General features: G+C 34.3%; 24 protein-coding genes and 1 pseudogene. 2 read left to right on the top strand and 23 right to left on the bottom strand.

The window, feature by feature from the left end:
* Positions 1-4: 4 nt before the first annotated feature.
* The 8 genes from ABEB18_RS16000 to ABEB18_RS16035 form a co-directional block, all read right to left on the bottom strand.
* Positions 5-925 carry a hypothetical protein gene (locus ABEB18_RS16000; protein WP_348800344.1) on the bottom strand — a complete coding sequence of 307 codons (921 nt, stop codon included), beginning with the start codon at positions 923-925 and terminating at the stop codon, positions 5-7.
* 277 nt (positions 926-1,202) lie between these two features.
* Positions 1,203-1,541 (bottom strand): hypothetical protein, encoded by a 339-nt coding sequence (locus ABEB18_RS16005; RefSeq protein WP_348800345.1) that lies wholly within the window; start codon positions 1,539-1,541, stop codon positions 1,203-1,205.
* Between the two features lie 180 nt (positions 1,542-1,721).
* Complete coding sequence (gene secA / locus ABEB18_RS16010; RefSeq protein ID WP_348800346.1) at positions 1,722-5,066, bottom strand: preprotein translocase subunit SecA; 3,345 nt, start codon at positions 5,064-5,066, stop codon at positions 1,722-1,724.
* Positions 5,067-5,155: 89 nt separating this feature from the next.
* Positions 5,156-5,377, bottom strand: coding sequence for a DUF2795 domain-containing protein (locus tag ABEB18_RS16015; RefSeq protein ID WP_007138072.1), 222 nt, complete (start codon positions 5,375-5,377; stop codon positions 5,156-5,158).
* 188 nt (positions 5,378-5,565) lie between these two features.
* The gene (locus ABEB18_RS16020) at positions 5,566-6,135 is read right to left on the bottom strand and encodes a cob(I)yrinic acid a,c-diamide adenosyltransferase (protein WP_348800347.1); all 570 of its coding nucleotides are present in this window, start codon (positions 6,133-6,135) and stop codon (positions 5,566-5,568) included.
* Between the two features lie 81 nt (positions 6,136-6,216).
* Positions 6,217-6,903 (bottom strand): ABC transporter ATP-binding protein, encoded by a 687-nt coding sequence (locus tag ABEB18_RS16025; RefSeq protein ID WP_348800348.1) that lies wholly within the window; start codon positions 6,901-6,903, stop codon positions 6,217-6,219.
* Positions 6,904-7,349: 446 nt separating this feature from the next.
* Positions 7,350-7,979, bottom strand: a complete 630-nt coding sequence (locus ABEB18_RS16030; RefSeq protein ID WP_348800349.1) for a carbonic anhydrase — start codon at positions 7,977-7,979, stop codon at positions 7,350-7,352.
* 35 nt (positions 7,980-8,014) lie between these two features.
* Positions 8,015-8,794: an O-methyltransferase gene (locus tag ABEB18_RS16035; protein ID WP_348800350.1), complete on the bottom strand. Its 780-nt coding sequence runs from the start codon at positions 8,792-8,794 to the stop codon at positions 8,015-8,017.
* A 176-nt stretch (positions 8,795-8,970) separates the two neighbouring features.
* On the opposite strand from ABEB18_RS16035, the gene ABEB18_RS16040 reads away from it, so the two are divergent.
* The gene (locus ABEB18_RS16040) at positions 8,971-10,521 is read left to right on the top strand and encodes an SDR family NAD(P)-dependent oxidoreductase (RefSeq protein ID WP_348800351.1); all 1,551 of its coding nucleotides are present in this window, start codon (positions 8,971-8,973) and stop codon (positions 10,519-10,521) included.
* A gap of 55 nt (positions 10,522-10,576) precedes the next feature.
* Here ABEB18_RS16040 and ABEB18_RS16045 read toward each other — a convergent pair whose 3' ends face one another.
* The 15 genes and pseudogenes from ABEB18_RS16045 to ABEB18_RS16110 all read right to left on the bottom strand — a co-directional run bounded on the left by ABEB18_RS16045 (position 10,577) and on the right by ABEB18_RS16110 (position 24,409).
* On the bottom strand, positions 10,577-11,329 hold the full coding sequence (locus tag ABEB18_RS16045) for an SDR family NAD(P)-dependent oxidoreductase (protein ID WP_348800352.1): 753 nt from the start codon (positions 11,327-11,329) through the stop codon (positions 10,577-10,579).
* 155 nt (positions 11,330-11,484) lie between these two features.
* A pseudogene (locus tag ABEB18_RS16050) lies at positions 11,485-12,399 on the bottom strand (helix-turn-helix domain-containing protein).
* 17 nt (positions 12,400-12,416) lie between these two features.
* Positions 12,417-13,178 carry an SDR family NAD(P)-dependent oxidoreductase gene (locus ABEB18_RS16055; protein ID WP_348800353.1) on the bottom strand — a complete coding sequence of 254 codons (762 nt, stop codon included), beginning with the start codon at positions 13,176-13,178 and terminating at the stop codon, positions 12,417-12,419.
* 152 nt (positions 13,179-13,330) lie between these two features.
* Positions 13,331-13,711 carry a YidH family protein gene (locus tag ABEB18_RS16060; protein ID WP_348800354.1) on the bottom strand — a complete coding sequence of 127 codons (381 nt, stop codon included), beginning with the start codon at positions 13,709-13,711 and terminating at the stop codon, positions 13,331-13,333.
* Between the two features lie 38 nt (positions 13,712-13,749).
* On the bottom strand, positions 13,750-14,157 hold the full coding sequence (locus ABEB18_RS16065; RefSeq protein WP_348800355.1) for a VOC family protein: 408 nt from the start codon (positions 14,155-14,157) through the stop codon (positions 13,750-13,752).
* Between the two features lie 25 nt (positions 14,158-14,182).
* Complete coding sequence (locus tag ABEB18_RS17520; protein WP_498371375.1) at positions 14,183-14,410, bottom strand: SRPBCC domain-containing protein; 228 nt, start codon at positions 14,408-14,410, stop codon at positions 14,183-14,185.
* Between the two features lie 2 nt (positions 14,411-14,412).
* Positions 14,413-14,631, bottom strand: a complete 219-nt coding sequence (locus tag ABEB18_RS17525) for an SRPBCC domain-containing protein (RefSeq protein ID WP_498371374.1) — start codon at positions 14,629-14,631, stop codon at positions 14,413-14,415.
* Positions 14,632-14,787: 156 nt separating this feature from the next.
* Positions 14,788-16,650: an ABC-F family ATP-binding cassette domain-containing protein gene (locus ABEB18_RS16075; RefSeq protein WP_348800356.1), complete on the bottom strand. Its 1,863-nt coding sequence runs from the start codon at positions 16,648-16,650 to the stop codon at positions 14,788-14,790.
* Between the two features lie 296 nt (positions 16,651-16,946).
* The gene (locus ABEB18_RS16080; protein ID WP_348800357.1) at positions 16,947-17,675 is read right to left on the bottom strand and encodes a LytR/AlgR family response regulator transcription factor; all 729 of its coding nucleotides are present in this window, start codon (positions 17,673-17,675) and stop codon (positions 16,947-16,949) included.
* A gap of 5 nt (positions 17,676-17,680) precedes the next feature.
* Positions 17,681-18,721: a sensor histidine kinase gene (locus ABEB18_RS16085; protein ID WP_348800358.1), complete on the bottom strand. Its 1,041-nt coding sequence runs from the start codon at positions 18,719-18,721 to the stop codon at positions 17,681-17,683.
* A complete protein-coding gene (locus tag ABEB18_RS16090) occupies positions 18,714-19,931 on the bottom strand; it encodes an ABC transporter permease (protein ID WP_348800359.1) in 1,218 nt (405 codons plus the stop codon). Before ABEB18_RS16090 ends, ABEB18_RS16085 begins: the two co-directional genes overlap by 8 nt.
* A 20-nt stretch (positions 19,932-19,951) precedes the next feature.
* Positions 19,952-20,695 (bottom strand): ABC transporter ATP-binding protein, encoded by a 744-nt coding sequence (locus ABEB18_RS16095; protein WP_348800360.1) that lies wholly within the window; start codon positions 20,693-20,695, stop codon positions 19,952-19,954.
* 3 nt (positions 20,696-20,698) lie between these two features.
* A complete protein-coding gene (locus ABEB18_RS16100; RefSeq protein ID WP_348800361.1) occupies positions 20,699-21,901 on the bottom strand; it encodes an efflux RND transporter periplasmic adaptor subunit in 1,203 nt (400 codons plus the stop codon).
* A 13-nt stretch (positions 21,902-21,914) separates the two neighbouring features.
* Positions 21,915-23,240, bottom strand: a complete 1,326-nt coding sequence (locus ABEB18_RS16105) for a TolC family protein (protein WP_348800362.1) — start codon at positions 23,238-23,240, stop codon at positions 21,915-21,917.
* Between the two features lie 215 nt (positions 23,241-23,455).
* Positions 23,456-24,409, bottom strand: a complete 954-nt coding sequence (locus tag ABEB18_RS16110; RefSeq protein ID WP_348800363.1) for a T9SS C-terminal target domain-containing protein — start codon at positions 24,407-24,409, stop codon at positions 23,456-23,458.
* Between the two features lie 170 nt (positions 24,410-24,579).
* Between ABEB18_RS16110 and ABEB18_RS16115 the strand changes: the two genes are divergently transcribed.
* Positions 24,580-25,770, top strand: a complete 1,191-nt coding sequence (locus ABEB18_RS16115) for a BamA/TamA family outer membrane protein (protein ID WP_348800364.1) — start codon at positions 24,580-24,582, stop codon at positions 25,768-25,770.
* Positions 25,771-25,785: the final 15 nt, after the last annotated feature.

The following is a 25,785-nucleotide window of genomic DNA, read 5'->3' on the forward strand; positions in this document are numbered from 1 at the left end:
GCTATTAGAATAAAGTGTCAATAAATAGTTCACTCTTTGCTCCCTCGACTCCTGGTGTAAAATCAGTTGGGACCACTGTTCCTTTTATAATCAATCCGTTTTGATTGAGCATAATCAGATTCAAAGTCCAATTACCAGTCATTGTATAATTGACCACTCCATGATACAAACCATCGTCTTCTTGTGTCAAATCTTTATTGTTTGGAGAAGAGTGATTTCCCATAGAAGGCTCTGGCATTCTTGGATCTAATTTTAAGGTATAATTATCAACTTCTGAATAAGAATATTGTGTTGGGTCAGGAAAAGTTCCCGCCACAGAAGTTGGTTTATTGTATTTGTATATACCTGCAACCAAAGGATTTTCTGAAACTGTTGGTTTTTGTGGAGAAATTAGCGCTATTACATATTCTTCGTTATCTTTTCCTGTAAAAGTGGTCATGTTTAGATTTTTATTGCTCTGCTTTTCGACCAAAACAGCTGCATTTGCATCGTATTTCTGATTCTCGACTTTAAAACTTATATACAACTTCCAGTTATTGGAAGAAGCGGTTTCATGGGTAAAAACACTATAACCAGCAAAATATTTATTAGTTGCATCATAAATCAAATTGTACTCGTGAGGACAAGAACTGGTAATTTCATCTTCACTCATTATGGGTAAAAATGTTACTTCGGTAGCATTAACATTTTGATTGTTCTGCGTATTTATGACTTTTAGGCGAAGTTCATTATACCCTTTGTAAAAAGATCCATTTAACGTCTCAATACTAATTTTATAATTGCCACTAGTTAATGAAACTGCTTCTTTAAACTCATTATATTCTGGTACTTGTGAATCAATTTCGGCTTCATAATCTGTTTTGTCAATTGTACAGGAAGTAATCACAAAAAGGATTGTGAATACTAAAAAATTAAAAGATTTCATTTGCAATGAATGTTGTATTGATGATTTAAAATACAGTATGTTAAGCTGAATTTGTAAATCAAAAAATAATTAAACTACTCTGGAATTTTGAGAAAATGAGATATACAATAAATGTATTTTCAAGTGCGAAGAAAAGATTAATGATTTTTGAATCTATTTTGAAATAAATTCACTTAACCCTAAAACAAAACCATATCGAAACTTTGATATCATTACTAAGTAATTGTAATGACAACAAATTTCTATACGTTTCAGAAATAAAACATTAATCTTGTTTTTATGCTAGGGGAGGATGGAAAATAAGATTTGAAGCTCCTATCGGTTTCTTTTCGAATAAAACTGAAGTGTTTTCTTTGGATTCGATTACAGGAATTGCATTGATGACTATTTCAGTAGTATTTGAAACATATACCAATTCAAGTTTGTCTTTTAAAACATCCTGCATCTTTTTTTCGTTATCCGAATATTTTTTAATACTTTTTTGAAGTTCGCATCGACCATTACAACTGTTAAAAACAGCTTTGCGTTGTACGCAAATGGTTTGAGCTATTTCTTTCTGATTTAATTTGAATGAGATGAAAACAAAGAAACTGCCAAAAGTAGGAACTAATAGCATAGAGGAAAGAAATATGATGAAAAGTCGTTTCAAAATGTATTTTTCGCTGTTTCTGAAGGCAAAAATACGTTTTAATAATTATTTAAAAGAATGATTTTTATCATTTTCTAAAAAAAACAGCTGCAGTTTCGTTTTGCAGCTGTTCTAAATGATTGAAAAAAGTAAAGAACTTTTTGAAATTTATTCGTTCACCAAAACCCAAGTTCCGGTTGCTAAAAGGCTTTCTGCTTTTTTGTATTTCATAGTTTCTGTTTTACCAGTTGCAATTTCCTGAACTGTTACAGTATCGTTGCGATTGATTTTTGGCATATCGCGAACGATAGTTTCGGTAACTTGACGTTGTTGAGTTTCTCCTGCTTCACGATTTGCACTTTCGCTATTTGGAATTTCATCTTTACTCAATTGATAATCTTCTACAGGACGCTCATAAACAGCTTCTTCAATTACAGGAGCTTGTTGTTGAGGTAAATCGCCTTTAAATAAGAATGAAATCACTTCTTTGTTGATACCATTCAGCATTTTATTGAACAAATTGAAAGCTTCAAATTTGTAGATAAGTAAAGGATCTTTTTGTTCGTGAACTGCCAATTGAACAGATTGTTTCAATTCGTCCATTTTGCGTAAGTGTTTTTTCCAAGCTTCATCAACAATAGATAATGTGATGTTTTTTTCAAAATCAACTACTAATTGGTTTCCTTCTGTTTCGTATGCTTTCTTTAAATCCGTTACAACGTTAAATACTTTTAATCCATCAGTAAAAGGAACAACGATACGCTCAAAATGATTGTTTTTATCTTCGTAAACATTCTTGATGATTGGGAAAGCTTCTCTAGCACTTCTTTCGGTTTTTTGAGTATAAAATTCAAGGGCAGCTTTGTATAATTTGCTAGTGATTTCTATTTCGGTTAATTTCGAGAATTCCTCTTGAGAAATTGGTGAAGTGAATGAGAAATAACGAATGATTTCAAATTCAAAATCTTTGAAATTATTTGTAGCTTTTGTGTTACCAACGATTAATTCGCAAGAATCGTAAAGCATATTGGCAATATCTAGTTTTAAACGCTCACCAAATAATGCGTGACGACGACGTTTGTACACTACTTCACGTTGAGCGTTCATAACATCATCATATTCTAATAAACGTTTACGAACACCAAAGTTGTTTTCTTCTACTTTTTTCTGAGCACGCTCGATAGATTTGGTCATCATCGAATGTTGAATCACTTCACCCTCTTGTAATCCCATTCTATCCATTACTTTGGCTACTCTTTCAGAACCAAATAAACGCATTAAGTTGTCTTCCAACGAAACATAAAATTGTGAACTTCCTGGGTCTCCTTGACGTCCTGAACGACCACGTAACTGACGGTCCACACGGCGAGAGTCATGACGCTCAGTACCAACAATTGCTAATCCTCCAGCAGCTTTTACTTCAGGTGATAATTTGATGTCGGTACCACGACCGGCCATATTAGTTGCAATAGTAACTACACCTGCTTTTCCAGCTTCTTCCACAATTTGAGCTTCTTGTTTGTGCATTTTTGCATTCAAAACATTATGAGTAACTCCTCTCATTTTAAGCATACGGCTTAATAGTTCTGAAATTTCGACAGATGTTGTTCCAATCAAAACAGGTCTTCCAGCTTTTGATAATTCTGTTACATCTTCGATTACCGCATTGAATTTTTCACGGGTAGTTTTGTAGATAAAATCTTCTTTGTCAATACGAGCAATTCCTCGGTTGGTTGGGATTTCAACAACGTCTAGTTTGTAAATTTCCCAAAGCTCACCTGCTTCTGTAACAGCAGTTCCAGTCATACCTCCTAATTTGTTGTACATTCTGAAATAGTTTTGCAAAGTAACGGTTGCAAAAGTTTGTGTAGCAGCTTCGATTTTTACATTTTCTTTGGCTTCGATGGCTTGGTGTAAACCGTCAGAATAACGACGACCATCCATGATACGACCAGTTTGCTCATCTACAATCATGATTTTGTTATCCATGATTACATATTCTACATCTTTTTCAAAAAGGGTATAGGCTTTTAAGAGCTGTGTCAAGGTGTGAATACGCTCGCTTTTTACTCCAAAATCTTGGAACAATCTTTCTTTAGCTTCGGCTTCAGCATCTTTGTCTAATTTTTGTTTTTCGATAGAAGCGATTTCGGTTCCGATGTCTGGAAGTACAAAAAAATCTGAATCAGTATCTCCTGATAAGGCTTTGATACCATTATCGGTTAAACTGACTTGGTTGTTTTTCTCTTCGATTACAAAATACAATGCTTCGTCCACTTTTGGCATTTCGCGATTATTATCTTGCATGTATTGATTTTCGGTTTTTTGAAGTAATTGTTTTACTCCTTCTTCACTCAAAAATTTAATTAAGGCTTTGTTTTTAGGTAAACTACGGTATGCTCTTAATAATTGGAAACCACCATCTTTTGCGTTTCCTTCTTTTATTAATTTTTTGGCTTCAGCCAAAAAACCATTTGCCAGTTGGCGTTGTAAGGCAACTAAACTTTCAATTTTTGGTTTCAATTCGATAAATTCGTGACGATCTCCTTGCGGAACAGGACCAGAAATGATAAGCGGTGTACGAGCGTCATCAATCAAAACTGAATCGACCTCATCGACAATAGCGAAATTGTGTTTTCTTTGAACTAAATCTTCTGGCGAATGTGCCATATTATCTCTTAGGTAGTCAAAACCGAATTCGTTGTTGGTACCATAAGTAATGTCTGCGTTGTAGGCATTTCTTCTTCCTTCGGTACTAGGTTGGTGGTTGTCTATACAATCAACCGTTAATCCATGAAATTCGAATAAAGGTGCTTTCCAGGTACTATCACGTTTTGCCAAGTAGTCGTTTACTGTTACTAAGTGTACCCCGTTCCCTGTCAGGGCATTAAGGTATAATGGTAATGTTGCGACCAAGGTTTTTCCTTCTCCTGTTTGCATTTCGGCAACTTTTCCTTCGTGCAAAACCATTCCACCAATTAATTGAACATCATAGTGAATCATGTCCCAAGTAATTTCTTTTCCAGCGGCATTCCAAGTATTTGCCCAAACTGCTTTGTCACCTTCTAAAGTAATGTATGGTTTTGAAGCCGAAAGTTCTCTGTCTTTGGCAGTAGCGGTAACCGTGATTCCTGTATTTTCTTTGAAACGTCTTGCAGTTTCTTTTACTACAGAAAAAGCTTCAGGAAGAATTTCCATCAAAGTTTTTTCAGAGATATCGTAAGCTTCTTTTTCAAGAGCATCGATAGTATTATAAATGTCTTCGCGTTTGTCTATATCTTCAATCGTTTCAACTTCTGATTTTAATGAAGCAATTTTAGCGTCTTTATCGGCGCGTGCTTGTTTTATTTTCTCTTTAAAAAAAGCGGTTCTTCCTCTTAACTCGTCGTGAGTTAAAGATTGTAAAGTGCTTTCAAAAGTTTTGATTTTATTTAAATACGGTTGTAATGCTTTGATATCTTTCTCGGATTTGTCTCCAACAAAGATTTTAATAATACTATTTATGAAACTCATGATCTGTTTTTATTTCTATTTTTAATTATATCTGTTTAAATTCAAGCAAAAAAAAAGCCTCTTTTGAGACTTTTTCTTGATTTATTTTTTTAATATTCATCCTCATTCCAAAGGTAATCTTCGTCTGTTGGATAATCAGGCCATATTTCTTCCATTGATTCATATATCTCTCCTTCATCTTCAATGGATTGAAGGTTCTCTACCACTTCTAATGGAGCACCAGCTCTAATAGCGTAGTCAATAAGTTCGTCTTTGTTAGCAGGCCACGGTGCATCGCTTAAATATGATGCTAATTCTAATGTCCAATACATATTTATCGATTTAGTTTTGTGCAAAAATAATTTTTTTACTGAAAAAGACAAGTAAAAAATGATTTATTTTTTTTAAAGTTAAGAACGTGTTTTCAGACAGCAGATTAAAGGTGAAAAATTTCAGATTATAAACGGAAAATCTTATCTAAAATACTGCAAACTGCAAACTGTTTTCTAGAAACTGGATTCTACTTTCGGGGTATCCATTTTACTTCTTCAGCGTTTAAATCTATAGACAACTTTCGTGCCAATACAAAAAGATAGTCAGAAAGGCGGTTTAAGTATTTAATAACTATTTCGGCAACTGGTTCAGTATGACTCAAATGCACCGCTAAACGTTCGGCACGGCGACATATACATCTTGTGATATGACAATATGACACTGTTTGGTGTCCGCCAGGTAAAACAAAATGAGTCATTGGAGGAAGCGATTCTTCCATCTGATCTATTTCATTTTCTAATAATGTGATATCGGTTTCGGTTATTCCTAGATTTTTTAAACGTAGCTCTCCGTTTTTCATTATTTCTTTTTCAGGAGGGGTGGCTAAGATGGCTCCAACGGTAAATAATCGATCTTGGATTTCAATCAAGATTTCCTTGTAATGATTGTGAATTTCTTGATCTCGAACAAGTCCGATGTATGAGTTTAATTCATCGACGGTACCGTAACTTTCTATTCGGATATGATCTTTAGGCACTCTAGTTCCTCCAAAAAGAGCTGTTGTTCCTTTGTCTCCTGTTTTGGTATATACTTTCATTTTAAATAAGAAGTTAGATGCGAAGTTAAGAGGTTTGCAATATTGATTTTTGTTCTAATTTCCAACGTATTCACTCCGGAATTATTTTGAAGTATCACTTTCTATTATACCATCTCTCAACCGAATTACTCTATGTGCATAGGCAGCAATATCTTCTTCATGGGTTACAAGTATAACAGTGTTTCCTTGTGAATGGATTTCGCCAAAAAGTTTCATGATTTCGACAGAAGTTTTACTGTCTAAGTTTCCAGTTGGTTCATCGGCCAAAATGATCGAAGGTTTGTTGACCAATGCTCTTGCAACCGCTACACGCTGTCGCTGTCCTCCAGAAAGTTGGTTGGGTTGATGGTCCATCCTATTGGCTAGATTTACTTGGGTTAAGACTTCAGTAGCGCGTTTTACACGTTCTGTCTTAGAATAACCTGCATAAATCATAGGCAAGGCTACATTGTCTAGAGCCGTTGTTCTGGGCAAAAGATTAAAGGTTTGAAACACAAAGCCGATTTCTTTATTTCTGATTTCGGCTAATTCATCATCTTTCATTTGACTTACATTTTTTCCATTCAAAACATAAGTTCCAGATGTTGGGGTATCCAAACAGCCTAATAAATTCATTAATGTTGATTTCCCAGATCCCGAAGGTCCCATTAAGGCAACATATTCCCCTTTGTTTATCACCAAATCAATGCCTTTGAGTACATGTACGATTTCGTTACCTAGAGTGAAATCTCGTTTTATTTTGCTGATTTTTATTAGTGGTTCTTTCATCAGAATATAGGATTGCTATAGTTGTTTTTAAAAGTACAAAAACACTTTTAATTTGTGATAAGTAGTTGTAATTGGTTTTTTGTTACAAAATATTCTGAGGTTGGTTAATGAGAATCAATTTAGAAATGATTTCGCCTTAAATTTTATTTTAACATTTAAATTCTGTAATCTTTAACTTGCAATAAGTGTATAATTGTGTATTTCATCGATTTAATTAAATTTTTAACGATTTTTTTATACCCACTTTGAAATTAATGAATTAAGTTTGTCCTGTAAAAGTTTCTATTTTTTTTATAGTTAGTTAATAAGATAAAAAACCTTTTACATTAAATATAGTTTTCAGTTTGTTTTTTGTTGAAAGCATTAAATCTTAATATAAGGATTAAGGTTTGGTTATTTAGAATTAAAAAGGCAGTCATGGGGGTGACTGCCTTTTTTGTTTTTTTCTAGTTTGATATTTTGTAAATCTTTGTGATGTCTTTTAAGATGTTTTCAAAATCAATATTTAAGTTGATTAATTCTCCACTGTGAATATCAAAAACCCATCCGTGAACTTTTAAATTTCTCTCGTTGATTGCTTTTTGGACTTCGGCAGTTTTGATAACGTTGATGCATTGTTCTTGTACGTTCAATTCAACTAGTTTTTTGTATTTTTCTTGATCGTTAGGGATAAGATCAAGTGTTTTTTGATGCAATCGATAAACATCGCGAATGTTTCGCAACCAAGGATTTAATATTCCTAAATCCGATTGTTGCATAGCTGCCAGTACGCCACCACAGCCGTAATGTCCGCAGACTACGACATGATTTACTTTTAAATGTACGACAGCATAGTTTATAACCGACATCGAATTTAGGTCGGTATTCGGCACCATATTGGCAATGTTGCGATGTACAAAAACTTTTCCTGGTTCTAAACCCATAAGTTCCTCTGCCGAAACGCGACTATCCGAACAACCAATATAAAGAAAATCGGGTGATTGTCCTTGTCCTAGTTTTTCAAAATAATCTGGATCGATATTGAGTTGTTTGCTAATCCAATTTTGGTTATTGTTAAAAATTCGTTTAATATCCATAGTGTTGTTTTTATGATTAGTATTGGTTTTAAATTTTATGCACGAATTATAAAATGTTGTTTGGGTTGTTCGTATCTAAAAAAGACTAGTCCCCATTGAAAAGTATCTATACTTACAGTTACTTTAGGATGGTTTGTTATGATTTTCCAAGCGGCTTCCATATCTGGTGACCAATGAATATCGTCTAATATCCATACGGTTTCATTGGTAATGGTGGGTAATAATAAATGAAAGTAGTTTAAAGTAGCTTCTTTAGAATGATTTCCATCAAAATAAATAAGTTGATAATTTCGGTTTGATAATGAGGCGTTTTTGAGATAATCGCTAAATTCGGTTGTGATACAATTGACATTGCTAATATTAAATTTTTGCAGTTGCTGCTGGCATTGTTTCATTGTATTTGGGCAACCTTCTAAAGTTGTAATGAAAGCTTTTGGGTTTCCTAGTGCTAGGGCAGAAGTGGCTAATCCTAATGAAGTTCCAATTTCGAGTATCGTTTCGGGTTGTAAGTAATTAGTAATTCTGTATAATAGTTGAGCTCGTTTTGCAGAGATACCAGCCGTTTTGGCAATTTGAGCAATTATTCTTGTATTTGATTTAAAAACTCTCGAACCAGCTCCAAAATCGGTTATTTCGATGGTGTTTTTATTTTGTAAAAGTTCGGTACGGTATTCTTTCAAATTGCTATAATCTGTTTTGATTTTTTTGTCATAAAAACATTTTGTTAGTAAACTAAAAACAAACGGAGAATGCACGGCGTGTTCGTTCTTAGAAAGCCAAAGGAAATTTAAGTATGATTTAATTTGAAAAAGCATATGAGGTAATTACGCAAAGATTTGCAAAGTAAAATTCACAAAGATACATAGAGATTTTTTAAAAACTAAAACAAAACTTCGTATGTCTCTTCGTTTCCTTTGTGATATAAGCCAAAATTTACAACTATATTTACACCCTCGGAATTTAATCTTAAAACAAGCAATAAATTTTTATTATGATAAAGGAAGTTATTGAAAATAAAAGAACAATAACATTGGAGGAAGTAAACCAATGCATTGCTATTTTGACAGAATTGAATACTGATACCCAGCAGATTTTTGAAATACCAAAAGAAGAGCGAATTGCTTTAATCAAAGCGGCAGGGCAATTTTCTCGCCCTGACAGAGATGAGTTTGCTAAGCGTAAAAAAGACGGAAAAGCGGTTGCCAAACGCAAACAAGAAAAGAAAGATAGGACGGCTCGTAAAGAAACCGGAATTCGTTCGGCCAGAGAGGCAAGTGTCTTTGTTGCGCCAAAATTACTGGCAATGTCTGATTTGGCAAACAAGGAACAGTTAGAATTAGAAACTCCTAGAAAATGCTATGTCTGTAAAACAGAATTTACCAAAATGCATCATTTTTACGATTCGATGTGTACAGATTGTGGTGATTATAATTATGCCAAGCGTTTTCAAACTGCCGATGTAAATGGTCAAATAGCTGTAATTACGGGTTCTCGTCTAAAAATTGGTTATCATATTACTTTGATGCTTTTGCGCGGTGGGGCTACAGTTATCGCTACAACACGTTTTCCTGTAGATTCGGCTTTACGTTTTTCTAAAGAAGAAGATTTTATGGAATGGGGACACCGGCTTAAAATTCATGGATTGGATTTGAGGCACATTCCTAGTGTCGAAATTTTTTGCAATTTCATTGAACAAAAATACGGGCGATTGGACATTTTAATAAATAATGCTGCTCAAACCGTGAGACGCCCAGCCGGATTTTATACTCATTTGATGGAAAATGAAGAAAAACCTATCACTGATTTACCTCAATTGGCTCAAGATTTGTTGCAAGATCACACTAATTGTTTGGCCGAATTAAAAATGTTAACTGTAGGTGCTTCTTCCAATCAAAATATGCCTGTGACTTGGCATGGACCTGAACCTGGCATTGGTTTAAGGGCTTCGGCCAAATTATCTCAGATTCCATATTCTTTTGATAATGCTTTGGTGTCGCAGGAGGTTTTTCCAGAAGGGGAACTCGATGCTGATTTGCAACAAGTAGATTTGCGAAAAGTAAACAGTTGGCGATTGAAGTTAGGTCAAATAGAAACTACCGAAATGATCGAAGTACAGTTGGTCAATTCGGTTGCTCCTTTCGTGTTGTGTAATCGTCTTTCGGAATTAATGAAGAAAGATACTACTGAAAAAAAACACATCATCAATGTTTCGGCAATGGAAGGGAAGTTTTATCGTGATTTTAAGGAAGATCGTCATCCGCATACCAATATGGCAAAAGCAGCTTTGAATATGTTGACACATACTGCTGCTGGTACTTTAGCAAAAGACGGAATATTTATGAATGCAGTTGATACGGGTTGGGTAACAGACGAAGATCCAGCGGAATTATCCAAAAGAAAACAGGAAGAGCAAGATTTTCAGCCACCATTAGATATTGTTGATGGAGCGGCTCGTGTAATGGATCCTTTGTTTGATGGTATTAATACGGGAAAACACTGGAGCGGAAAATTTTTAAAAGATTACAGACCAATTGCATGGTAGCTTAAATATTGGGTAACAAAATTTCCACTCGGTGTTTTCTGTCAACGAAGTTTTTTTAGTTTTTATAAATCGTTGTTGGAGCCGATTGGGATTTAGAATATATCGTGGCATCAGCAATAGTTACTCTATCAGGAACGTTGATTGCATAAAATATAAAATCAGCAATATCTTCTGGTAATAAAGGTTCGTAACCTTCGTACACTTTTTGAGCTTTTTCTTTGTCGCCTTTAAAGCGAACCTCAGAGAATTCAGTAGCTACAGCACCTGGAGCGATATTGGTAATTTTAATTCCGTGTTGGGTTAGGTCAAGGCGCATCCCTTCGCTTATGGCTTCTACAGCTTTTTTTGAAGCACAATATACAGCACCATTAGCATAGGTTTGTTTTCCTGCGACAGAACTCAAATTGATAATGTGACCTTTTTTTCTTTCTACCATTTGCGGAATGACAGCTTTAGAAACATACAGTAATCCTTTTACGTTTCCGTCAATCATGGCATCCCAGTCGTCAATGTCGCCATTGTCAATAGAAGAAAGCCCGTGTGCATTACCTGCATTGTTGATTAAAACATCAATGTTTTTCCATTCATTTGGTAAAGAATGCAATTGCGACTCAACTTCGTTTCTATCCCTAACATCAAATGTCAAGGTGTGAATTTTTACCGTTTCGGATAATAGTTCCTTTAACTCTTCCAATTTTTTAGTACGGCGACCGCAGAGTATTAAATTAAAACCATTTTCGGCAAATTTAATTGCAGTTGCTTTCCCAATTCCCGAAGTTGCACCTGTTATCAAAGCAATTCTTTTCATTCTTTTATTTCTTTATTTATTTATTTATTGTAAGTGATGATGTGTTTCAATCTTAATTAACGATGCAAACGTTTCGCTAGATTGATAGCAAAATTAAGATTTTTAATTAGAGTTTAGATAGTATGATTGTTTCTGTCAAAATAACATTGGCTCTTTTAATTAAAAGCAGCCCTAAATTTTATCGGAGTCAATTTGGTTTTATTTTTAAACAATTTACTAAATGATTGCGAATGCTCGAAACCTAATTCATAGGCAATTTCACTAACGGATAAATTAGTGGTAGAAAGTTTTTCTTTGGCTTTTTCGATGAGTTTGTTGTGAATGTGTTGTTGCGTGCTTTGTCCTGTAAGTACTTTGAGCAAACCACTTAAATAACTCGTCGAAATATTTAATGATTCAGCAACGAAATGAACTGTTGGTAATCCTTCGGTAATGATTGTTTCACTTTCAAAATAGTTAGAGAGCAGTTTCTCCAAACGGTCAAGGATTTGATGGTTGTTTATTTTTCGGGTAATAAATTGTCTTTGATAAAAACGATCTGCATAATTGAGCAGTGTTTCAATTTGAGAAATAATAATGCTCTGACTGAATTTATCAATATTAGAATGATATTCTTGTTTAATATTGTGAATGATTCCGTTTAAAGTTGCTTCTTCTTTTTCAGAAAGAAACAAAGCTTCATTAACCGAATAATCAAAGTATTCGTATTTTTTTATGCCATTTGCCAATGCAGTATTCCAAAGAAAATCGGGATGGAAAAGCAGTAATCAGCCCGAAGGTTTTTCGTTTGGATTTGTTGCTGAACTCGTTTGTAAAATTTGTCCAGGAGCTAAAAAATACATCACACCTTCATCAAAATCATATTCCTGTTGACCATAACGCATTTTTGAATGAAGGCCACGTTTGACAGAAATGCAATAATAACCAAGAGCAATAGCTCCCAAGGGTTGTTCTGGTCGGGAGGCTACTACATCGGCATAATCTACGATACTAATAAGCGGATGGTCAGGTGGAGTTAAATTTGAAACTCTGTGAAACTCGCTGATGCTTTTTACTTGTAATGGTATCATAGCGCTAAGTTAGCTAATTATATAGACTGTCCACCAGAAACTTCTAGGCGTTGTCCGTTAATCCAATAGGCTTCATCGGTGCAAAGAAAAGCGACCACTCCGCCGATATCGTCTGGTAAACCAACTCTTCCCAAAGCAGTTAATGAAGCAATAAAAGAGTTGATTTCTTTGTTGTCTCTAGTTCTACCGCCACCAAAATCGGTTTCGATAGCACCTGGAGCAACTACATTTACTCTGATTTTTCTTGCTCCTAATTCTTTTGCCTGATAGCGAGTTAGTGTTTCAACAGCGGTTTTCATTGAGGCATAAGCAGAAGAGCCAGGTATTGTAATTCGTGTTAATCCAGATGAAATATTGATAATACCGCCACCATCATTCATTGTTGGAAGTAATTTTTGAGTCAAGAAATACACCCCTTTAAAATGAATATCGAACATGGCATTTACTTGTTCTTCGGTGGTTTCGGTAATTGGCGAATAAAACCCCGTTCCAGCATTGTTGATTAAAAAATCAATGTTTTCGGAACCGTTTTGTTCTTTTAGATATGAAGTCAATTCTTTCGAAAACCCTTCAAATTGTTTGGTATCACTTGTGTCCAATTGAAAAGCTGTCGCTTTTTGACCTAATGCTTGAACTGCCGCTACCACTTCTTCAGCCGCTTGTTTATTGGTGTGATAAGTAATGACTACATCTATTCCTTTTTTGGCAATTGCCAAAGCCATATTTTTTCCTAAACCTCGGCTTCCGCCAGTGATTAAAGCTATTTTTGTTGTGCTCATTGTTTTTATGTACGGATTAAAATTATCTAGAATGTGAATCTTTTTTGATTTGACAAAGTTAAATAGTCATTGAATGAACAAAGTAGCCAAATCTACTTTTGTTGTAGCCAAAAATGTTGAAGCAAATCTGATTTATTGTTGCCTTGGTAAGTTTATATGTTTGGTAATAAGTAAATAACCATGAGTATGCTACCAATCAAAATTGAGATAGTAACTAGAGATATTAGCCAGTTTGAAGGAGAGTAGGTATTGGTATTCAGTAGGCGTTGAATATTTTTATATCTAAAATAGGCAAGCATAAGCATAACAGAACCTAGCGCAACCATTATAACACCAATAATTGCTGAGTTTCCTTTACTGGGTATTTTGTTTTCTTCTCCTAAAACAATAGAGATTTGTTTTAAAAACAATGCAAATTTTACAATAACAAAACCAAAACCCATTAGTGCAATACTGGTTCGAACCCAAGCAAGAAATGTTCGCTCATTGGCTAGATGATCTGAAAGGTTGGGAGATTTTTTATTGTTATCCATTGTTGTTTTGTATAATTACAGCTGTGTTTTTATGTTATTTATTCCGTTGGAATTTTGGAAATATCCATATAAAAAAATTCTAAAGTGTTACCGTCTGGATCTTCTATGGTTCGTTGTTGCATAAAACCGTAATCACGCATTTCGTTAGGTTCAATCCCACCCGCTTTTAGCCCGTTATCCATTATTTTATTGACCTCTTCGATACTGCTGGTTGACATTGAAAAAATTCCTGCTACACTTGACTTGGTATCTGCAATGGGTTTGGTAATGAAACTTGAAAATTTTTCATGCGAGAGCAGCATTACAAAAATGGTTTCGCTCCAAACCATGCATTTTCCAGTTTCGTCTGAGAATTGAGGGTTATTTTCAAAACCTAAAGCCGTATAAAAAGCCATTGACTTTTGAAGGTCTTTAACTGCAAAATTGATAAAAATTTGTTTTGTCATTTTTTAAATTTTTTAATTGATTTTGTTAAGCGTCTGGAATATTAGGTTCAATCAATCGTTTTAATTTGTCTAGTGATTCTTGCCAGCCTAGATAGCACATTTCTACTGGAATCGCATCTGGAATTCCTTCTTGAGTAGCAAAAAGTTCCGTGCCGCAAACTGCTTTTCGCAATTCGATAGTCGTAATCATTTGACCTAGTAAATTAGGATCATCAAATACATCTGTATATTGTAATCGTTCATTTGGAATTATTTCTAAGTATTCACCCCAAAGGAATGGCTACTGCCTGTAGAAAAATTGGTAAACGACATTTTATATTTACCGCCAATTTTTACATTCATGCTATGAACTTTACAAGTAAAACCATAAGGAGGTAACCAAGAAGCGATAGCGTCGGGAGTTGTAAATGCCCTAAAAACTTTTTCGGGACTGGCCGAAAAAACTCTGTGAAGCGAGACTTTATTTTTGTTCATGGTGTTATGGTGTTGTTTTTTAGATTGTTAAGTTATGAAAAAAACGGTTCTTGATTTTAGATTATACGTTAAAAATTTGCAACTGTTGTAAAATAAAAAACTCCAATGCTTTGGTTGTAAAAGCATTGGAGTTGTGTTTTGATTTGTCTAACAGGATTACCCTTCCATTTTAGCACTTAGTTCAAACCATCTCTCTTCTTTAGTTTCTATTTTTTGGATGAGGTTTTCGAGTTCCTTGGCTTTCTTTTCAATATCGGCATCGGAGACTTTTCCATCTGAAAAAAGTTGTTCTATTTTGGCTTTTTCAAGTTCTAAATCCTTGATTTCTCGCTCTATCTTTTGATATTCTTTTTGCTCGTTAAAAGTTAAATTGCTGGAGCTGTTGTTTTGTTTCCAATCTTTTTTATCTGTTTTGATTTCTTCTTTAGGAGCAATTTCAACACTATCTTCATAGGCTCTAAAATCGGAGTAATTTCCTGGGAAAGTTTCTATTTCGCCCTGACCTCTAAAAACAAATAACTGATCTACAATTTTGTCCATAAAATAACGATCGTGCGAAACAACCATTAAACAGCCTGGATAATCCAGCAGGAAACTTTCTAAAACATTAAGCGTTACAATATCCAAGTCGTTTGTAGGCTCATCGAGAATCAAAAAGTTTGGGTTTTGAATTAAAACGGTACACAAATACAGACGTTTTAATTCACCACCACTTAGTTTTTCTACATAATCGTATTGTTTTTTGGCATCAAAAAGAAAACGCTCCAGCAATTGCGAAGCTGAAATCATTCGGCCTTTTGCCAAAGGAATAAACTCCCCAAATTCCTTGATAATATCAATCACACGCTGTCCCGGTTTTGGGTCGATTCCGCTTTGGGTATAATAACCAATTTTGATCGTGTCTCCAACGACTACTTTTCCGTTATCTAACGGAATTGTTCCAGTCAATAGGTTTAAGAAAGTAGATTTTCCAGTTCCGTTTTTACCAATTATTCCGATGCGCTCCCCACGCTGAAAATCATAACTGAAATTATCCAGAATAATGTGATCCTTGAATTTTTTGGAGATTTTGTGAAGCTCAATAATCTTGCTTCCCATGCGTTCCATATTGATTTCGAGCTCGACTTTGTTTTCTTTTCGACGACTTTGTGCTTTTTCTTTAATTACATAAAAATCATCCTGACGCGATTTTGATTTAGTCGTTCGCGCTTTTGGCTGACGGCGCATCCATTCTAATTCTTTTACAAATAAATTTTGCGCCTTATCGATACTCGCATTTTCTGAGGCGATTCGCTCTTCCTTTTTCTCTAAATAATAAGAGTAGTTTCCTTTATATTGGTAAATTTTTCCGTTGTCCAATTCGATGATTTCGTTACAAACACGTTCCAAGAAAAAACGGTCGTGCGTTACCATGAATAGCGTAATATTTTCTTTAGCAAAATAACTTTCGAGCCATTCAATCATTTCAAGATCAAGATGGTTGGTAGGCTCATCTAGAATCAACAAATCTGGACGATTGATAAGGATAATGGCCAATGACAAACGCTTTTTTTGTCCACCCGAAAGGTTTTTGACTTTCAATTTAAAATCTTCCAGTTTCAGTTTGAAGAGAATTTGCTTGTATTGCGTTTCAAAATCCCAAGCATTGTGTCTATCCATATTATCAAAAGCTTTTTGATAAGCTTCTTCGTCTTCAGGATTTTCTAATGCTTTCTCGTATGCTTCAATAACTTTTAGAGTTTCATTATCCGAAGCAAAAATACTTTCTTCAATCGTCAATTCATCTTGCAAATTATTGTCTTGAGATAAAAATGCCATACGAATACTCTTGCGAAGCACCACTTGACCTGTATCGGGTTCGTCAAAACCGTTTAGGATGTTCATAAGAGTTGTTTTTCCGGAACCATTTTTGGCTATAAAAGCAATTTTTTGGTCTTTGTTGATGCCAAAGGAAATGTCTTTGAAAAGGGTGCGTTCTCCAAAGGATTTGGATATATTTTCGACAGAAAGGTAGTTCATTGAATTTTAGTATTGAAAAATCAATTGATTATGATTTTGTTTTGCAATAAGTCTCTAGTTTCAAAGAGATTTTTGATTGTGCAAAGATATTCTTTTGTTATAAAGAAACGAATATTGTTTAGTTCTTCTTTTTTGTATTGTAAACACCTGATTGATTAGCTTGAACGATAATCAATAACAAGCGATAGTTGCGCAAACGAATTTTAGCGTTTGGGTTACGAACCAGGTATTCGGTTTTTATTATTTAGCTGTAGGTGCGATTTTGAATAATAAAAATGAGAGAAGAAAAATAAGTTTTAGTGTATAGAATTGTTTCCAATATAAGCCTGAAATTTACTTTTATACTGTTCGGCAACTGTAATTCGTTTTTTATTAATGATAACCTGATTGCGTTCTATCTCTTCTATTTTGTCTAAAGCAACAATAAAAGAACGGTGTATTCTCATAAATTTTGATTCGGGTAATTCTTCTTCTAAGGATTTTAAACTCATTAAAGTTAAGATGGCTTTTGGTTGGTTGACAAGCCATATTTTGATGTAATCTTTTAATCCTTCGAAATACAAAATCTCATCAAAATTGATTTTCAGTTGTTTGTATTCGGATTTTACGAATATAAAATTATTGTTTTGAGAGGGCTCTTTGCTTTCTTTTCGAACCAATCCAAACCATTCTTTTGCTTTTAACGCAGCATTGTAAAATTCGTCAAAATTAAAAGGCTTCATTAAATAATCGAGAGCATCGACTTTGAAACCGTCAAGGGCATACTCGCTAAAAGCAGTGGTGAAAATTATTCGAGTTTGTTTGGATATGGTTTTAGAAAGTTCTAAACCTGATAATTCAGGCATTTGTATATCAAGGAAAACCAAATCTATCGTTTCGTTATTTAGTAAACGTAATGCATCAAAGGCATTGCTGCATTTTCCTTTTAATTCTAAAAAAGGGGTTTTTGATACGTAATTCTGAATCAATTCTAATGCAAATGGTTCATCATCTACTATAATACAGCTGATTGAGTTTTCGTGCATAAACTTTATTTTTGAGTATCGATTATCAATTGAGTTACAAATTGTTCTTCGGTTTGCTGTATTTCAAAACTAGATTTTTCGGGATACAACAACTGAAGTCTTTTTTGGATGTTTTTTAAGCCAATTCCAGAACCGCTCTTGTCGGAGTTGTTTTTTTTGATGTTGTTATTTTTGGTGCTGAATATAATTTTGGAACCTTCAATATGCATTGAAAAATAAATAGTAGAAGTGTTTACTGCCGAAACACCATGTTTGAAAGCGTTTTCAATTAATGAAATGAAAAGAAGCGGAGCAACCTGTAAATCTTCGGTAAAATTTTGAAAATCGGTTGTAACAATTGTGTTCTCCGAAGTCCTCATTTTCATCAGTTTTATATAGCGTTCTATAAATTCGATTTCTTTTTTTAAGCTGACTTTTTCAATATTAGATTCGTACAAAAGATATCGCATTAAGGAACTTAGGTTATGTATTGTTTCTTTGGCTTTTTCAGGAGAAATATCAACCAACGAATAGATGTTGTTGAGAGAGTTAAAGAAAAAATGCGGCTGGAGTTGGTATTTTAAATGCTGTAATTCAGATTCTAATTGTCTGCTTTTTGATTCGTTTTTTTCGACTTCGGTTTTGACCCAGCGTTCAAAAATGCGAAGCGTAATCGAAAAAATAAGCGGAACTATTAGCGAAAGAGAATCGATATAGACAAAAAATAATACAGGAGGTCTTTTTAGATGATTCATCTCGGGCTGATTGGCTACGAAATATTCTCTCAGCTGAAAATTGAGCCAAATAAAAAATGCAATAACTACTGCATTCAAAACAAAATAGATGACTGCTTTTCTTTTGAATAAAAAAACATTTATCAAAATGAGATAATTGAGATAAAATATAAAAGCGTAGATAGAAAGCGGTACCCAGAAATGCTCAATTATTCGTTGTAATTCGACAGATTGTCCAGAAGATAAAAGATAAGGAAGACTAAATAAAACCGCCCAAACCAAAACGTGAATCATTGTGGCATATAGGCGGTTGTTCTTGATAAAATTATTCATAACGTAAAGCGTTTATCGGATCTAATGCAGCTGCTTTTCGAGCCGGATACCATCCGAAGAATATTCCAGTTATAGCACACACGGCAAATGAAACTATTATAGAATACAGAGTAACACTTGTGGGCCAGTTTAAGATATTCGCAATAAAAACAGTCGAAATTAAGCCTAAAGTTACTCCAATTATTCCACCTGTGATACTAATTATTACAGCTTCTGTTAAAAATTGGAATAAAATATTTTTTTCAGTTCCTCCAACTGCCATTCTCAGACCAATTTCTCGGGTTCTTTCTTTTACCGAAACATACATGATATTCATGATTCCGATTCCACCAATCAATAAAGAAATTCCAGCAATAGCGACCAAAAGCACTGTCATCATTTCGCTGGTTGAACTAAACATCGAAATTAATTCCTGTTGTGAGAATACATTAAAATCATCTTCGGCATTGTCGAGTTTGTGATTTTCTCTCAAGATTTGAGAGACTTCTTCGACAGCTGCAGTTGCGCCTTCTTCGCTTTTTGAGGAGGTTACAATAGACTGGAGATAAGTTGTTGCCAAGACTCTTTTTTGGACCGATGTAAATGGGGCTAAAATAATATCATCCTGATCTTGTCCAAATGTGCTTTCGCCTTTTTCTGAAAGAACTCCAATGACTTTAAACGGAATTTTATTGAAACGAATTGTTGCTCCGATTGGGTTTTCGTTTGCGGCAAATAAATTTTCGACAATGGTTTGACCAATAACGACAACTTTAGCCGAAGTTTTGATGTCTTCTTCGGTAAATATAGTGCCCTCTTTTACGTCTAATACTCTAACTTTTAGATATTCTGGTGTAACACCATAAAGTGAAGTTGGCCAGTTTTTGGCGCCTTTAATGGCTTGCCCGTTTCCGTTTACAACTGGTGAGGTGTTCTCGATTAATTTAGCATTTTTTTTCAGTGATTCTAAATCGTTCAATGTCAAAGTCTGCATGGCACTTACATCCATTCGCACACCGCCCTGCATTCCGGCTCCAGGTCTAATGGTAATCATATTAGAACCCATGCTCGAGATTTGAGATTTGATGCTCTCTTTAGATCCTTCGCCAATGGCAAGCATAGCAATTACAGATGCAACACCAATAATAATTCCGAGCATAGTCAGGAAAGCTCTCATTTTGTTGATTTGAAGAGCTTTGAGTGCTATTTTTAATAAGTTTGAAAGATTCATATTAGTATATATTAGTACTGTTATTCGTTTTCGTTACCTAAATTTTTTAATGCTTCAGCAGCGTTCTGGACATTTTCGTTTTTGTAGTCCTTAATAATATGTCCGTCTTTTAATACAATTGTTCGACTGCTAAATAATGCGATATCGGGTTCGTGTGTTACAAAAACGATGGTTTTACCTTCGGCATTGAGTTTTTGAAACAAGACCATGATCTCATACGAAGTTCTTGTGTCGAGATTTCCAGTTGCCTCATCGGCTAGGATGACAACAGGATCATTTACTAACGATCTTGCTATGGCTACACGTTGCTGTTGACCACCAGAGAGCTGACTTGGTGTGTGATCCATTCGTTTTGATAAACCAACTAGTTTCAAAGAATCTATTGCTCTTTTGCGTCTTTCTTCTGCTGATATTTTTTTGTTGTATAACAAAGGAAGCTCGGCATTTTCGATAGATGTTGTTCTGGGGAGCAAATTATAGGCCTGAAAAATAAAGCCTATTTTTTCATTTCTAATTTTGGCCAGCTGGTTTTTATTTAAATTCTTTACTGGAGTATTGTCTATTTCATAAAGTCCTGATGACGATTGGTCTAGACATCCTAATATGTTTAGTAAAGTTGATTTTCCAGAACCTGATGATCCCATTATGGTAACAAATTCGCCTTCTTTGATTGTAAAAGATATTCCTTTGATGGCGCGAACAATTTCGTCTCCCATTTTAAACTCTCTTTTTAAATCTTTGATATTTATGATAGTATTTTTCATGGTTTATTTTTTTCCTGGAGGTTTTGGCATAAAGGGGCTAGAAGAACTTCCGCTTGCTTCTTTAGTACCAGTTTGTTCTTTTTTTAGTTCGATTACAACTTCATCCGTTTTTGTCAAACCACTTAAAACTTCATAGTTGATTCCGTCATTTTTTCCAACATTTACAACCTGTTCACGAATTCCATCAGCATATTTTACCCAGATTGTTTTGTCATTTTTGTCTTTTGCTAGAGTTGGTTTTGCTATATAAGGAGTTTCGCTTTTGCTTATATTGTATTCCTTTATTAGCGCTGAGTCTGGTTGAAAAGCAAAGGCTTTTGCTTCGAGAGTCAAAACGTTTTTCAATTCCATTGTATAAATTGATACCGTTGCTGTAAGCCCTGGTTTTAATTTTTCTTCGGGATTGTCGGCTTTTATAATTACGGTATAGGTCACAACATTTGATGTTACAGTCGAATTGAGACGAACTTGTTTTACGGTTCCCGAGAATTCTTCATCGGGAAATGCATCTACCGAGAAGGTTACTCTTTGTCCTTCTTTGATGCTTCCAATATCAGCCTCATCAACATCAGCTTCTACCTGCATTTGTTTTAAATCTTGTGCAATGGTAAACAGTGTTGGAGTGCTGTAACTTGCAGCTACAGTTTGTCCTTCATCTACATCTTTAGACAAAACAACTCCATCAATTGGCGAATAAATATTGGCATAACTTAAATTAGTTTGTGCTTTTCGTAAGTTTGATTTTTGTTGCAAAGCTGTTCCTTTGGCTGTATTTAAGTTAAAGAGTGCTTCTTGATAATCGGCTTTGCTTATAACATTTGCTTTGTAAAGAGCATTTTGTCTGTCAAAAATTACTTGTTTGTAATTCTGATCCTGCAAGGCAACATTATAGGCAGATCGTGCTTGTTCTAAAACTTCCTGAAGATTTTCTTTGTCTAGTTCGGCAATTAGTTGTCCCGCTTTTACAACTGAATTGTAATCTACATAAATCTTTTTTACTACTCCCGAAACCTGTGTTCCTACCTCTACTTGTTTTGTAGCCTCGATCGTTCCGGTAGCTGTTACTACATTGCTTATATTTCCGTTTTTAGGTTTAACGGTTTCAACTTTCAAAACCTCTTTTTTATTGGTCCAAGAGTAGATAATCGTTCCTATGGCTATTGCAATTAAAATAGATGCTACTGTTATTTTAATTTTTTTATTCATGACTTTTTATAATTTAAATTTGAATTTGGTTTCCTTGATAGAATTGTAGTAACTGATAGTATAGTGCTAGTGATAATTTTGACTGTAAATAGGTTTGTTCTGCATTTAAATAGGTGTTTTTGCTAACTAATAAATCCGTAGAACTCAATGCACCCAATTCGGCTTTCTTGATAGACATTTCATAAGCTAATTTTGAAGAATTTCGCAACGCTATAGCTGCTTCTGTCTGACTCTGACTCGAAACGGCATTTTGCCAAGCGCTTTCAATTTTCAAATACAATTGTTTGTTTTCGGATACTACAGAAAGTTTTGAACTTTCGATGTCTATTTTGGCATTGTCTATTTTGGCTTTATTTTGATACTTACTGAAAATAGGAATGCTTAATGACAACCCAACACTCTGATAAAAGTTTCCGTTAAGTTGATTTAAGAAATCAATGTTTTGTGTGTTGGTATACCCGGAATTTAACCCAGCTGTTAAACTTAAAGTTGGTAAATAGCCAGCCTTTGCTTTTGATAAATCTAATTCTTTTATAGTGGTTTCAAGATTAGCACTTTTTATTTCAGGTAGATTGGTCGATGCATAAGCGTAAACGGCTTTTAGTTCTGGTATATAAAATTCTTCGGTGGTAAGTTTAGTATTGGCAATATCAAATTCCTCATCGGGATTTAACTCTAAAAGCTGTTTCAAATTGATAAGTTGCTGACGGTAATTGTTTTGAGCTGTTATTAGTGTTACTTCATCATTTTTAAGTTGTGTTTCTAAATTTGCTGCATCAATTCCAGCAGCAGAACCCGCTTTTACTTTAAGATTCATTTGATTCAATTGCTCCTTCGATGAAACAATTACATTTTTAGCAACATCGATGCCTTCTTTGTAATAAAGCGCTTGCAGATAGGTCTGAGCTACGCTTAAAAGAACACTGTTTTTGGCTTCTTCTACATAAAGTTCATTTTGTTTTACCAAAAGTTCACTTTGCTTGATAGTGTTATTGATGTAATTTCCTTTGTATAAAGTCATAGATGCATTAACACCAGCACTTGTAGAATGAACTAACTGCGAAACATAATTACTGGTAATAGGGTCAATACTACTACCGTTGTTCATGTTTTGAGAAGCGTTTGCTACAACACTTGGTAGTCTTTCGTATTTGGATTGTTTGTAATTTATTTCGGCAGCATTTTGGGTAAGTGTCGCTTGTTTTACAGTTATATTATTTTCTACTGCGTAGGAAATACAATCTTGCAAACTCCATATTTTGGAAGTTTTTTCTTTTTCCTGTGCTGTTGTTATTGCAAATTGAAATAAGATCAGCATTATCAAAGCTATTTTTTTCATTTCTTTAAATTTTATGATTCAAAGGAATGAATTAGCACCGCTTTTATACGAAGGAACTAGAAGTCTGCAATGATTTTATATATTTTAAGGAAGATTTTATCGACGAGATTTTTATGTAAATTGAAAAAACAACATAGGTTTTTTTTAAAATGCAGCTTTCTGGTAGATAGTTTGTTAGTTGTTTTTTGATACAATTTAAGGACTCAATAAAATTTTTAAGGTCTTAGATAATGACTCAAATCGATGGAGTGAATCTGTTGAGGTGTATTTACAAAAGGTTTTCTTAGTGTGGCTTCGTTGGTGAGATAAAAAAGCTTACCGTCTTCGGTGGTAATGGCTTCTATTTGATGAAATGGTAAGGCAAGTTTGATTTTTCGTTTGTTGCCAGCGCAAATATCATCGTTTTGATAGTCATATAATAGGATTAGAAAGGGTTGGAGCATTTTAGAATAACCGCACAAAACAACACTTTTTTGAGAAGGCAAGGTGGTGGCACCTGTTATTAATCCATCAACATCAATTGTGATTTTTGGTTTTGCAATATGTTTTCCAGGTGTTTTGGGTAAGGAATAAATTGTTGTTTTTTCTTTTTTCCACTGTTTTGTAAACAGGTAAATATGATCGCGGACTACTACAAATGCTTCGCAATCAAAATCGGTTGAGTGAGGTTTTTTGGCAGAAAAATCTTTTTGATCTGGGTACGAAAAAGCAATGGTGTCAATGAGGGGGGAGTTGGAGTAAAAAGATTCTTTTTGAATTCTGAGTATCCTTAAATCTTTTCGGTTGCCACTATAATTGTTTCCAAAGTCTCCAATGTAAATGTAGGTGCTGTCTTGAGAAACATCTTCCCAATCTTCGCATTTTAATTTAGGAATAGTTACTTTTTTCTTGATGTTTCCTTTCTGGTCAAGTCCGTAAAATAATGGTTGAAAATGGTCATTGTGTGTCCAAAGCAAACCATCAAAAGAAAGTAAGCCCGATGTCCCTGTTATAGAATCACTTAGTTTTGCTGTAAAACTGGGTTGTATTCTTGCAGACGAGTACCAGCATTTGCAATCGTTTACTGTAGCTTTTGGATCATAATTACTGGCAAATTTATCGATGCAACCCGAAATCTGACTATAAGAATTGGTTAGGAATACGAAAAAAAATAATAAAAATTTACTCATTTCAGGAACTAATAGAAATTCATGGCAAGATATTAAACAAAATGATGATGCACTATCATTTGGTTAGAATTTAAGGTGTTGATGAAAGAGGTGACTGATCTATATAGTTTTAATTTCTTTATATTTGAAGTAAGTTAGTGATTGTTTTCATCAAATTAATGTCAATTAGAATGAGCTTTATCAAACAAAAAGCATTAGTTGTTTTGCTACTAATTTCTTCGGTTTCTATGTTTTCTCAACGAATAGATTTTCGAAGTGAAGATTTGGATATGCAACAAATCTTAAGAGGAATTTTTGTAAAAAAAGATAGCATAAAAAAAGAAAATGATCAAAAAATTGCTTTTTCATTAATTCCAGCACCTGATATGAAAAGCTCTGAAAAGGGATTGGTTGTTTCGTTTGTAACTACTTTTTATGCAGATAGCAATCACGAAAAAACCAAAATGTCCGAAGTTTATTTTACTCCCACAACAAGTTTTACAGGTCAATATTCGTTCCCGATACAATCCTACATTTATACCAAGGATAATAAATACAATTTTATAGGGGATTATAGGTTTATGATTTATCCTCAATACACGTACGGTTTAGGAGGAAATAGCTCTAAGGAACCACAATCGGAGGTGTTCTACGAACAAATTCGTTTTTATCAATTTGTGAGCCGCAAAATAAAAGGTGATTTCCGACTAGGATTAGGGTTTCAGTTTGATGCTTATGAAAATATTTCCGAAGATTCAGAAATTGAGGAGCCAACTGATTTTGAACTGTATCAAAATGGTGATTTTTCTAATGAGATTTCTTCTGGTATAGCTTTTCAGGCTTTGTATGATTCCAGAAAAAATATTTTAAATCCAGATCAAGGGTATTATTTAGAGGTTGATTATCGCATCAATTCTAAAACTTTTGGAAGCGAATCGAATTGGAATTCAATTTATATTGATGCTAGGAAGTATCATTCATTTAGCCAAACCCGTCATAAAGTTTTAGCTTCAAGGATTTTTTATTGGTCTGTTTTTAACGGCACCCCACATTATTTAGACTTACCAAGTATCGGTTGGGATCGATATGGTAAAACAGGTAGAGGATTTACTCGTAACCGATATAGAAGTAATTCGTTGTTGTATTTGGAGTCAGAATATAGAACCGATATTACTAAGAACGGCTTTTTGGGAGCTGTAGTTTATGCTAATTATTCCTCGGTATCTGATATGAATACTTATAGGTTTAATAATTGGACTCCAGCAGTTGGAGCAGGATTAAGGATAAAATGGAACCGAATGAACAATTCAAATTTGGTTTTGGATTATGGATTGAGTAAAGATGATTGGACTTTTAGAGTAGCACTTTCGGAGAATTTTTAATTTTAAAGTATATCT

The organism is Flavobacterium adhaerens (assembly GCF_040045115.1).
GTDB lineage: Bacteria > Bacteroidota > Bacteroidia > Flavobacteriales > Flavobacteriaceae > Flavobacterium > Flavobacterium adhaerens.